The 12,172-nt window shown below is 51.7% G+C and carries 8 protein-coding genes; 2 read left to right on the top strand and 6 right to left on the bottom strand.

All coding sequences use genetic code 11. The annotated features are described in order from the left end of the window. Positions 1 to 61: 61 nt before the first annotated feature. Together H6G50_RS03495 and H6G50_RS03490 are read right to left on the bottom strand one after the other, a co-directional pair. Positions 62 to 1,006 carry an N-acetylmuramoyl-L-alanine amidase gene (locus H6G50_RS03495; RefSeq protein WP_190713334.1) on the bottom strand — a complete coding sequence of 315 codons (945 nt, stop codon included), beginning with the start codon at positions 1,004 to 1,006 and terminating at the stop codon, positions 62 to 64. Between the two features lie 168 nt (positions 1,007 to 1,174). Continuing rightward, a complete protein-coding gene (locus tag H6G50_RS03490; RefSeq protein ID WP_242032697.1) occupies positions 1,175 to 2,080 on the bottom strand; it encodes a Sll0314/Alr1548 family TPR repeat-containing protein in 906 nt (301 codons plus the stop codon). Between the two features lie 172 nt (positions 2,081 to 2,252). Here H6G50_RS03490 and H6G50_RS03485 point away from each other — a divergent pair, with 172 nt between their 5' ends. Then, complete coding sequence (locus H6G50_RS03485) at positions 2,253 to 2,492, top strand: NifU family protein (RefSeq protein WP_190713332.1); 240 nt, start codon at positions 2,253 to 2,255, stop codon at positions 2,490 to 2,492. A gap of 202 nt (positions 2,493 to 2,694) precedes the next feature. Here the strand turns inward: H6G50_RS03485 and H6G50_RS03480 are convergent, their stop codons facing one another. From H6G50_RS03480 to H6G50_RS03470, 3 genes are all read right to left on the bottom strand, one after another. Beyond that, entirely contained in the window at positions 2,695 to 4,047 is a 1,353-nt protein-coding gene (locus H6G50_RS03480; protein WP_190713330.1) for a hypothetical protein, read from the bottom strand. 81 nt (positions 4,048 to 4,128) lie between these two features. Further along, positions 4,129 to 4,479: a hypothetical protein gene (locus tag H6G50_RS03475; protein WP_190713328.1), complete on the bottom strand. Its 351-nt coding sequence runs from the start codon at positions 4,477 to 4,479 to the stop codon at positions 4,129 to 4,131. Positions 4,480 to 4,975: 496 nt separating this feature from the next. Beyond that, positions 4,976 to 8,803: a tetratricopeptide repeat protein gene (locus H6G50_RS03470; protein ID WP_190713326.1), complete on the bottom strand. Its 3,828-nt coding sequence runs from the start codon at positions 8,801 to 8,803 to the stop codon at positions 4,976 to 4,978. 269 nt (positions 8,804 to 9,072) lie between these two features. On the opposite strand from H6G50_RS03470, the gene H6G50_RS03465 reads away from it, so the two are divergent. Next, entirely contained in the window at positions 9,073 to 9,567 is a 495-nt protein-coding gene (locus H6G50_RS03465; RefSeq protein ID WP_190713324.1) for a cytochrome, read from the top strand. 196 nt (positions 9,568 to 9,763) lie between these two features. Here the strand turns inward: H6G50_RS03465 and H6G50_RS03460 are convergent, their stop codons facing one another. Further along, complete coding sequence (locus H6G50_RS03460) at positions 9,764 to 11,866, bottom strand: TIGR00300 family protein (RefSeq protein ID WP_190713322.1); 2,103 nt, start codon at positions 11,864 to 11,866, stop codon at positions 9,764 to 9,766. Positions 11,867 to 12,172: the final 306 nt, after the last annotated feature.

The raw sequence follows: 12,172 nt of genomic DNA, 5'->3' as shown, positions 1-12,172 counted from the left end.
GGATTCTCAACCCTCAAACGGCAAGGACGAGTCGAGCGGAATTTTTCCCCTCCCGACTGTTCTATCCGATGAGTTTTGACCAGCTTTGAGAGCCAATGATGCCATCGACTGTCAAATTGTAACGGTCTTGGAATTGAGAGACAATCCGGGCGGTTATCGGACCGTAAACGCCATCGATGAATGCACCAAGGCGGTATTGCACGTAGCGAACGGCTTTACCCGTGGCGTGGTTGGGGCGTAAAATCGGTTTAGCGATAATTTCGTCGATCGCTTTCCAAGTTTCGGCCCCCGCTCGTCCCGGCAAGCTAATCCCCATCGCAGAATGAAACTTGCGGGTTGCGGATTCCGTCGCCGAACCGATTAAACCGTCTTCGTCTAAAACATTACCGTTGCTGTCTCGGATATTGAGGCGATTGAGCGATTTTTGCAGCTTGAGAACTTGCGGATCTGCGGTGGGCGGGGGATTTTGGCTCGAATCCGGGGGTGTGGTGGGATTCTGTCCGGTTAAGCCCCGGACGATCGCATTCGCCATTTTTTCGGCATCGAAGAGATTCATATCTCGCCGCGAGTCGATAAAACAGCATTCGATTAAGATGGCGGACATATTGGTGTTTTTAAGCACGTAGAGGTGCGAACCATCTTTTACGCCGCGATTGTAAAAGCCCAAACGCACGATATTGTCGAGGACGGGTTGAGCGATTCTTCTCGCTCCGGAACTAATTGCGTAGACTTCCGTGCCGTTAGCGCTACTGTTGAAAGAATTGAAGTGAATGGAGACGTAGTAATCGACGTTATTGGCGTTAGCGATTTGGCAGCGCGTGTTGAGAGAACCGACCACGCTACTCGCCCACTTCGGGGTACAGTTGATGGGGATATGACCGAGAGTTGTGAGTTTAGCGATAACGCGAGTGCCAACGGCAAGGGTGAGGTTATCTTCTTTGGCAATGCCAACCGCTCCGGTATCGGGGGGAGCGTTGTGTCCCATATCGATTCCAAATTTTCCCATATTAAAAAACCTTATTTAAAATCTACTGCTCAATCAATCTTGCCATACTCTGCTTGCGGGAGGGGGATGAGGAGGGTTTCGATGTTCGATATGGAGCCGCGATCGCGAGTTAAGAAATTAAGTAGGGCAGGACGCGCTGAAACTGCCCTACTCAGGCAAAAGCTTCGCTTAGCGCTTGCCGTCGAGCCAATTTTGGGCGACGGTGCGCTCGAATTGTAGGGGGGAGCGGAGGTAGGCGGGGAGTTGATTTTGCTGCGCGATCGCGGCATCAAAAAGTGCGATCGCTTCCTGGACAATGGCGCGATCGTTAAGTTTTTTGCCTTGTTGGTAGAGGAGTTGCGCTTTGAGGTATTTCAGTTCGGGGTTATCGGGGGTTTCTTGCAGCGCTTTGTTGACAAATTCAAGGCCTTTATCGTATTTTTTCTGGTCGCGGTAAGCAACGGCAATGCCTCGGTTGACGAGGTATTCGGGGGCGGCGTTGCGTTGGAAGTTCGCGATCGCAACTTCGGGACTGGCGAGGGGTAAGTTCACCGCCAGCATCAGTTCCATGAATCCTTTAAACAGGTTTAATTCGGGATCGTTAGCATCGATTTTTTCGGCTTCATCGAGATACTTCAACACTTCCTGTAACTTAGGCAGCGCGCCGATCGGTCCTTGAGTTTGAATCAGACTCGCCCCTTCGATAAAATGACCGATCGCGAGGTAGAGGTTGCCGCGCAAAGGATCGCTGGGGAGTAAGCGCTGGGCGGCGGCGAGGGTGTTGGCGGCGGCGGGCGCGATCGCGCTCGAGTCTTGGTTGCCGTAGGCTAAGGAAGCCTGCATTGCATAGACTAAGGGATCGTCTTTTTCGGTAGCGAGGGCTTGTTTGAGGTAGCCTTCGGCTTTGGGGTAGTTTCCTTCAACGAATACCGCTTCAAACGCCGCTTCGGTTTGAGGGCCGATATCGCGTTGGTTTTGGGTGCGGAAGAAATCGCCAGCAAAAGCGGGGTTGCCCGCTAAGCTCCAGAATAGCGCGATCGCCGAACTAAACGCGATCGCTGCCGATTGAGGTTGGTATAACTTGTTTTTCATCATTAAAAATATAGGTTCTGCGCTCTAACGGATGGCAAACGAAGATAGCCAAACCGTAAGTAGAATCATCGCCGATGACGCGATCGGCGATCGCGAGGTTCCACCGGATGAGTTTTCTGTCCCCAGTTTTTCGATAGAGTAAAGAGACTTAAATGTCAGCACAGAGCAAAAAAAAATGGCAACTTTAACCCTCACTCCCGATAACGTCGAACAAGTTTTAGATGAACTGCGCCCTTACCTAATGGCCGATGGCGGTAACGTCGAATTAGTCGAAATTGACGGACCGATCGTAAAATTGCGCTTGCAAGGCGCGTGCGGTTCCTGCCCCAGTTCCACAATGACGCTCAAAATGGGCATCGAACGCCGCTTGCGGGAACTCATCCCCGAAATTTCTGAAGTCGAGCAAGCCTTCTAAAGCTTACAAATCCGTCAACCCGTAGGGTGCGGAGCGCGAAGCGTAACGCACCGAACGAACATTATTGGTGCGTTACGGCGCAAACAAAATCTGCTCTTTTTTCACCCGATCTTAGCCCGCGCCTAACGCACCCTACCCACTAATCCGTAGCGATTGTCTTAAATTTCAAGTCAGCAATGAATTACGAATTACAAGCTTTTCTTCACCGCCGAATCCAACGCGCGATCGCGTAAGTTAAAATCGCCGATATAATCCCCAATCCCAGACTAAATCCAAATACATAAAGCGGTTTTGGGATTTGCCCCGCCCAAGCGCTCGCCGCCGTTGAAGATACGCCCAAACCCACACTCGCCGCGCCGATGAGGTTTTCGATGTTGCGATCGCGCTCTCCTTGGACTGACTCCACCCGCGTTTGTTCTAAGCGGATTTGACCTTCCGTTGTTTTAAGCTGATTGTCGATTAATTTTAAGCTCGCAAATAGCGTATTATAATCGTTTGTCACTTGGGGAATAAACTGCTCGGTAATGTAATCGTGAAAGTCCAAGAAAAAACTTCCCCCCTGCGGCGCATCGCTCTTTAATAACCGCAAAAATCGCTTTTCGTAGTTATCGCAATTGACCTGTAAAGCATAGCGATATTCTTCTAAATAACTTATCCACTGTGCATATTTTTGGTAAGTTGTCAAGCCGCCTTCAAGATTTTCTTGTAAGCGATCGAGGGTATTCGCGAGGGTAAGAGAACTCGATTGCGTTGCCGTAACAATGCTGCGAACTTCCGGCGCTTGTGCCTTCAAACTTTGCTTTATTTTACGAGTTTCCCCATAAATCCAGAGGATTTTGCTGCGGTAATAACAAAGTTCCATCAAGTTTGGATAAAGCTCGGTCGTCACCAACTGCACTACAGTTTCATCGGGGACATTATGCGGAAATAAACAGATTAAAACTTGAGGCTTTTGTTGATGGATTGAATGCGCTTGTCCCGGCAACTCTGAAAATTCAAACAGCGTCGCGCCCTGCCAAAAACATTGATTTTCCCCCTCCTTATTCCAACTCGAATCGACCGTTCGACCGAGACTTCTCATTAGCTCGATCGCTAACTTAGATAAATCCTCCTCTCGACATTCTTCCGCCAACTTTCCCCAAACCAACCAAGTTTCTCCCAACTGTCCCGGCGTTCTGTGGCGTTCTGCAAGCAGCCGATAAATTTCCTTTAAATCTTCCGGCGTGCAAGCCCTATTTTGCCAGTTTCGATAACCCGCACAATTGATTTGTAACCCATAGCTATCGCCCAATTTTACCGGATAAAAATAACCATCGATTGGTTCCCGCAACGGCTGAACGTAAGGCGCAGTCAACAACGGCATAAACCTGTTATTACTTTGCTCGCGCTCCCTCAACTCTTGTGTTTGCTGCGACGTGAGGGGTGCATCCGCTAAACGATTTAAAAAATGCGATCGATTGGCTTCCAACTCTTCAGGGCGCTGTCCCAATCCCTCGCGGTAATCGTAGCAGAAAATATCGAGATTAAGATAGCCGATTTTGGGCAGATCGTTCACAGTGAATCGTGGAGAGTGAAGAATGAATATCGAGGTTTTTCAAATCAATAAATGAGGGACAAAGACTCGCGCCGAGATGGGTTATCGATTATCAGATTGCCGCAGCCGCGCTCGGAGTTCCTCTTCCGTCATCTGGTCTACAATTCGGATAATATTCTCAACATCTTTACTATCATCCCGCCTCGGTTCCGGCGGCTTAGGCGTTGCATAAAGTCCCGCTTTACGTTTACTCGCTGCTGACGATAGTAACGTTCTGGCTTGTTGATAATTTTCGCTGAGTTGGGGATTGTTGCGGGCAACAGAATCGAGTTCGTTGACTCGGTTATCGAGATCGGCATCAATCGCTGAAAGTTCGGGAAGGGGCGGCGAATTTTGGGCTGTGTAGGCAGCAAGAAAGGCTTTGAGCGTAAGTAAAGCGCGATCGTCTAACATAGAGGGTCTGAATACTGAGGAACGCTATTTTTATTGTAGTACAGGGGCAAATGCTATATCGCTCCACCAAATTCCTCGCCCTGCGTAGGGACGTTATATATAACGTCCCTACCGAATGTCTGTAGGGTGCGTTAGGCGGCTAGATTTCGGGCTAAAGAATAGGTTTTTCGGCACGCCGTAACGCACCGCTTGGGGACATTATCAAGTGCATGAGAGGTGACGGTGCGTTACGCTTCGCTAACACACCCTACCGGCTATTCATTCGCTCCACTAAATTCCTAACCCTGCGTAGGGACGTTGTATACAACGTCCCTACAAATATTCGGTTGGGTGCATGAGAGTTGACGGTGCGTTACGCTTCGCTAACACACCCTACCGGCTATTCATTCGCTCCACCAAATTCCTAACCCTGCGTAGGGACGTTATATATAACGTCCCTACAAATGTTGGGTGGATGACGGTGCGTTACGCTGTCGCTAACGCACCCTACGTCTGGCTATCGGGTTGTGAGGACGAAAGCCGCCCAATATACTGGATTGCAATAGGGTTGATGTCCCGGCGGCCAAGCTCGGACTTCGATGAGTTTGTCGCCCCAGAGTGGTTCATTACGCCATAGGTTTTGTGCCTGTAGCAGCCATTGAATCAACCTTTCCTTGGTTAAATTTCGCAGCCACGCCTGCACTTCAAGGAGCGCGCGCTGGGCGGGGATTCCTTGACGATAGCGACGGTGAAATTCCAGCATCGTTAGCAAAGTCGCAAACGATTCGACTTCCCACTGACTGCTGAGAACCTGTTGCACGCCGCTTTTCAGGAATGCGCTCGGTAAGCCGACATATTCGTCGATGAACTCGCTCGTACCGCTGAGTGCGGTTTCGCAAGCGGCAAGACTGACTAATTCGTAGGGCGACAGCTTCAGTTCGAGCAAATCGCCAACGCTGAGGACTTCTTCGCCGTTGAGGTAAAGGCAGGATTGGCGAGGATGGCTAGCATCGCTGCTACCGTGTCCGGCGAAGTGAAAGAAGGCTCGCGGTTGGACGATTTCGCGGGAGATAGTTTCGAGGGTGGCTTTGTCGCGATTAATGGGGGTGCTGGCGTAAAAGGTGGCGAGGCAGTCTACTTCTGTTTCTGCCCAGGGTAAGGAGCCGGTAGCAATGCTACTTTTGGGGTTTTGGATGGCGAGGAGCGCGGGTTCGGGGGTTGTGGGTGGCGTTGCGGTGGAGAAGGTGAGGTTGGGGCGGTAGGAAATGGCGATTTTGTGCTTACTGTTTGAGTCCGAACGATCCCCCCTAACCCCCCTTGCTAAGGTGGGGACTGGAAAGGAGGGAGTTGGAGACGGGGACTGGAACAGCGCGTGGAGGGGCAGCAGGTGCAAGTCGCGGTGGGGGATGAGAACGAGAGAGTCAACGCCTTTGAGGTGGGGCAGGATGTCGTCGATTTGCAGGATTTGGGCGAGGTGGGCGAGGAGTTGGGGCAGTGCTTCTGTCCAGGTGATGTTATCGGGGAATTCTTGCCCATTCGTTGGCGAGTCGGTAGGGGCGAATGACCTTCGCCCTTCGCGGCTAAAGATCGGTTCGATTTCTTCTTTTTTGCGGTTGGCTTCGTACAGTTTTTTATACCGTTTCAGCCATTCGGTGAAGTTGGTTTGGGTTTTGGGGGCGGTGTCGTAGGGCGGGTCGCTGGGAACGGCGAAAACGTGCGGTTCTTGGTGGGGACGGAGCAGGAAAGTGGTAATTTGGGCGGGGCTGAGATGCCAGTAAAGGAAGGCAGTGTCGGCGGGGGCGCGATCGATTTTGGCTTGCAGGCTTGCGGGGGTGAGGGTTTGGGGTTCGGCGTTGGGTTCGCTCAGCCAGTCCAAGGCGAGGGTTTTCCACGCTTCGGCGGCGGCGAGGGCTTTCCAAGGTTGATTTTCGCTGAGGAGGCGATCGACGTTTAAATAGTAGAAGTCGTCGAATTCTACGCGCAGGATTTTGCGGTATTCGGGGGTGGCAATTTTGAGGGCATTGTCGAGGCGTTGGATGGCGTTGAGGGTGGCAAGGTTTGCGTCCTCGGTGGCTCCAGCGGCTCGGAGGGCAACAATCCAATTTCGGAGGATTTTTAGGGTATCGGTAGTGTAGAGGGGGTTGGTTTCAATGAGATTATAGGCTGCGTTGTAGCAATTCGTTGCTTTTGCCCAGAAGTTGAGGCTGCGTGAGAAATTCCGCTTGGCTTGGTAAGAATGAGCAAGTCCTTTCTGGTAGTGCAAAATGGCGCAGCCCAACGGCTCAATATCTGGGTGGATGTGTTCCCTGAGAGCTAGATCCCAGTTTTCCAGGGCAGCTTGATAGCCCGATGTGTCGTAGAGCGCCAAACCTCGATTCCACCACGGGCGATAGCTTTTAGGATCGAGTTCGATGGCTTTGTCGTAATCGCGAATCGCATCTTGGTACTGTTTTATATCTTTGTAGGCAACGCCGCGATTGTTGTATGCCATAGCATAGTTGAGGTCGAGGCGTATCGCTTGGCTGTAATCGGCGAGCGCATTTTGGTACTGTTTCAGGTCTTTGTAGGTAATGCCACGATTGTTGTAGGCATAGACATAGTTGGGGTCGAGGCATATCGCTTCGGTGTAATCGCGAATGGCATCTTGGTGCTGTTTTAGGTCATAGTAAGCATTACCGCGACCGTTGTAAGCAGAGACATAGCTGGGATCGTGCCGAATTGCTTCGTTGTAATTGGCAATAGCGTCTTGATACCGTTTGATCTCCTTATAGGTATTGCCGCGATTGGTGTAAGCAATGGCATAGTTGGGGTAGAGTTCAATGGCGCGGTTATAATCACGAATGGCATCTTGGTACTGCTTTAGGTTTTTGTAGGCATTGCCGCGACCGTTGTAGGCATAGGCATAGTTGGGGTAGAGTTCAATGGCGCGGTCATAATCGCGAATGGCATCTTGGTACTGCTTTAGGTCATAGGAGACGTTGCCGCGACCGGTGTAAGCAGAGGCACATTCAGAGTCGAGTTCGATGGCGCGGTTGTAATCGGCGAGCGCATCTTGATACTGTTTTAGGTCATAGTAGGCATTGCCACGACCGTTGTAGGCATAGGCATAGTTGGGGTAGAGTTCAATGGCGCGGTCATAATCGCGAATGGCATCTTGATACTGTTTTAGGTCATAGTAGGCATTGCCACGACCGTTGTAAGCCGAGTCATATTCAGAGTCGAGTTCGATGGCGCGGTCATAATCGCGAATGGCATCTTGATACTGTTTTAGGTTTTTGTAGGCATTGCCGCGACCGTTGTAGGCATTGGCATAGTTGGGGTCGAGGCGTATCGCTTCGGTGTAATCGCGAATGGCATCTTGATACTGTTTTAGGGCATAGTAGGCAATGCCGCGATTGTTGTAGGCAAGGGGAAAGCGAGGGTCGAGTTCAATGGCGCGGTTGTAGTCAGAGAGAGCCTCTTGGTACTGTTTCAGACCAGAGTAGGCATTGCCGCGATTGTTATAAGCAAGGTTAAAGTTAGGGTGAATGTGAAGAGCTTCAGTGCAGTCAGCGAGAGCATCTTGGTAATATTTCAGATTATTGTAGACATTACCACGACCGTTGTATGCCGACGCATAGTTGGGGTTGAGACGGATGGCTTCGGTGTAGTCAGAGAGTGCTTCTTCGTACTGTTTCAGACCAGAGTAGGCATTACCGCGATTTGCCCAAAAAATGCTTTCATCTTTTTGAATCCTAATGGCTTCAGTGAAATCATTGACCGCTTTTTGGTAATCTTTTAAGCAATCGCAATACAATGAGCCACGACTGTTGTAGGCATAGGCATAGTTGGGGTCGAGGTCTATCGCTTGGCTCCAGAGGTCAATTGCCCCCATTAAATCCCCTGCTTCATACCGTTCAACGCCTCGACTCCAAAGTTCTTTTGCTTCCGGCTCGATATTGGACAAATCGGGCTGATAAGACGAGCCACTGCTTGAGGATTGAGACGGTTGAGGTGTGGGATCTTGCTCCCCAAGCTCAACCCGAGCAACCTCTTCAACTTCTCCCCCCAACTCCCCCACAATCGCCCCCGCTACCGCGCTCAAATCCCCCAACCCCGCCGCCGCTAACTGCTGCCACCGCGCCAAACTCAACACTTCGCGCCCCTTCCCCGCCCGCAACCCGTCGAGCAATTCCGCTTCCGTCACCCCCCACCGGGGCAAATCTCGCCAAACCGTATGTGCTTCGTGTCCCTGCGCCACCCAATAAGACACCGAGTGCAATGCCCGCCCAAAATTTTGCCTTTGGGGTGCGGGAGTCGGTTCCGGGGTATCTTTGCGCTGCCGTGGCCAAAACTTCCAACTCATCAGCTTTCCTGGAGGGAGTTACGGGGTTTCTTTTTTTTAGTTTAGCCTTGTTCTATCTCGATCGCGAACCCATCCAGATTCATGCCAATTCTCATTGATGTTGCACGATTCCTTAAGAGAGCATAACAGTCCCAAGAGGGCATAACAGTGTTATGCCCCTACCGCGAATAATTTAGGGCATTGCGCTCTGGAATTGGGATCGGAGGTAATATTGAGCGATCGCGTGTCAAGCTAGAGGGGATGGGGTAATGGTTGGGGGGTTTCGGCGGATGAGAAAAGTTATTATCGGGATTATGGGGCCGGGTGAAAAGGCGACTGCGAGCGAGTTAGACCTTGCTTATCGCCTCGGAAATGCGATCGCGCAGTTGGGTTGGGTGGTGCTGACGGGGGGGCGCAAGGCGGGCGTTATGGATGCTGCGAGTCGCGGCGCAAAAGCGGCTGGGGGTTTAACGGTGGGCATTCTGCCGGGGGCGGATCAGTGGGGTATTTCTGAGGCGGTGGATATCGCGATCGCGACGGATACGGGCAATGGCCGCAATAATATTAATGTGCTATCTTCCGATGTTGTGGTTGCTTGCGGGATGGGGCTGGGGACGGCTTCAGAAGTTGCCTTGGCGCTGAAAAATGGCAAAGTTGCGATTTTGTTGGGAAATGAGGCTCAAAGCGTGGCGTTTTGGCAGGGTTTAGCGGGGGAACGGGTGAAGGTTGCTCGAGATGTTGAGGATGCGATCGCGATGCTGCGATCGATGATAATTGATAATTGATAACGTTGTTGCGTAGCGCTATACAAGCTCAACGAGAAGATGAGTTTTAACAATAATGGTGCGTTACGCTTCGCTAACACACCCTACTTTCTATCCAATGTTTTAATGGTGCGTTACGCTTCGCTAACGCACCCTACGTTTACTCGTGTCGGGGCGTTGCAAATAACGCCCCGAGATTCTATTGGAAAGGAAAGGGTTAGGCGACGGAATAGGGATGGGTTAATTTGTCGAGTTGTTGCACTAACAAGCTTAGGAATAAGCCAACATCGGTGACAACGCCGACGGATTCTACCGAACCGCGATCGCTTAATTTGGTGACGACGGCGGGGTTGATATCCACGCATACCATTTTTACGCCAGCAGGGGTCATGTTGCCCACGCCAATCGAATGCAGCATGGTAGACAGCATCAGAATCATGTCCGTTCCTTCAAGCAGGCGCGAATACTCGCGTTGGGCTTCGATTAAGTCCATCTCGGTATCGGGCAGCGGGCCGTCGTCGCGGATGGAACCGGCGAGGCAGAAGGGAACATTATTTTTGACGCATTCATACATGATGCCTTTTGTCAAGAAACCGGCTTCGACGGCTTTAGCGATGCTGCCGTAGTGTCGAACGGTGTTGATGACTTTGAGGTGGTGGCGATGTCCGCCGCGCACGGGAACGCCGCGCTGCATATCGACTCCGAGGGAGGTTCCCATTGTCGCTTGTTCGATGTCGTGAACCGCGATCGCGTTGCCGCCCAGTAGCGCTTGCACGTAGCCATCGCGAATCAAGCGGGAGAGGTGTTGCGCGCCGCCGGTGTGGATGGCAACCGGGCCTGCGGTAACGACCACTTTACCGCCGCGATCGCGGATTTGTCGCAATTCCCAAGCAATCTGTTCGACGACTAATTCGACGCGGCGTTCGCTGGAAACGCCTGCACCCATAAAGCTAAACTCTTGTTTGTTGCGCTGTTCCCGCGATTCGGGATCGCGGACGGTGCGAATTCCTTCTACGCCGACGATAATTCGTTCGTTTGCCTTGAGGTCGCGCAATAACGCACAACGCGCCACCGTGCCAGCTTTCCCCATTTCCACGACAATGGCTGCATCCATGCGTTGCTTTTGCACTCGCACCCACTCGCCACCAACGCAGACTTCTGTGGGATAAATCGTCGTCACGTAGAAATCGCCCGGTGCTACGCCATCTTGTTCGACGGTTTCCAGTAACGCATCTCCGGCTTTCTGCGGTGCAAATGCGCCTAAATCGATCAGTTGGGTCATGATATCTTCCATGACACCATGAGAAGGTGCAGAAACGCGAACTTCGGCTGCGGAGGTGCTTTGCCGTTCGATTCCGAGGTTAAAGTTGAGAACTTTGAAACTGCCGCCCTGTTCGGCGATCGTATCGAGGGCGCGGTTCATAATTCCGGCATCTAACAAGTGACCTTCGAGGCGCACGGTGCGGCTTTCTACCGGTTCGTTGGCGTGGACATCTTCGAGGATCGGTTCGGTGACGCGCAGGGTTAAACATTTCGCCGCACCGCCCGCTTTTAAAAATTCGGAGAGGGGCGTTTGTACGACTTCAAACCCGCAATCGCTGAGGCGTTGTTCGAGCGATTCGCTAATTTTATTCATGACGACAACGCGATCGATATTGACGGCGTTGCAGGCGAAGTTAACGGCATCGGCTTCTTCAATCGCAATGCGCTTTTCGGCGGGAACGCGCATTTCAATCAGGCGGTTGGAGTAGGAGTCGAAGGCGGGAGGATAGTACAGGAGGTAGCCGCCCGTCAGGGGACAGAAGCAGGTATCGAGGTGATAGAAGCGCTCGTCAATCAGGCGCAGGGAGAGGACTTCGATATCGAGCCATTTGGCGAGGTAGGGGTGCGCGTCGAGTTCGGAACGGAAGCCGTAACCCGCCCACAACCAACGGCCTTCGCGATCGAACAGTGCGTCGCCCGCGCCTTCAAAGGGGAGGTCTTTGGGGAGTTCGCAGACGGTGAAGCCGTGGTTTTCAAACCATTGTTTGAAGTAGGGTTCTTCGCCTTGGCGTTCTTTGTGAAGGAAGCGGCTGAGGATGGCGGTTTTGCCGAGAACGAGTCCGGCGTTAGCGGTGAAGACCATATCGGGCCAACCTTTGGCGGGTTCGACCAAATCGACGATCGCGCGATCTTTAAGGGCGTGGTGTAGTTGGTGCCATTGCTCGGTGGCCCGTTCTTGCGAGGATTTGTGTATGTTCCCTTCCATCCAAGGATTAATTACATAATCGACATCGTAGTGGTCGGGAGCGCACATTAAAAAGCGGATGGATTCTGTCATAATTTGATGATGTAAGGCACGAAATTTACTAGAGTTGTAAGCATAGAAATGCGATTTTAGCCTCGCTCTTCCCGCGCGAAACTACTAGATTACAAGCATTGAAAGCAATAGATAACGAGTATTTCAGCGATTGTCAACGAATGTTGATTTTAGAAGAGCGAGAGACTTAACTCTTTAAAGCCAGTTGGATATCTTAACACTAAGGCTGCCGTTCGCGATCGATATTTAGGGGCTAAGGGGGTAGGGACGTTTGCTCGAATGTCCCTACCCGTTGAAAGGGGTTAAGGCGCGATCGCGATTGTTAAT

Origin of the sequence: Oscillatoria sp. FACHB-1406 (assembly GCF_014698145.1) — a bacterium.
Lineage (GTDB): Bacteria > Cyanobacteriota > Cyanobacteriia > Cyanobacteriales > Spirulinaceae > FACHB-1406.
This window is presented reverse-complemented; position numbering and strand designations above follow the sequence as displayed.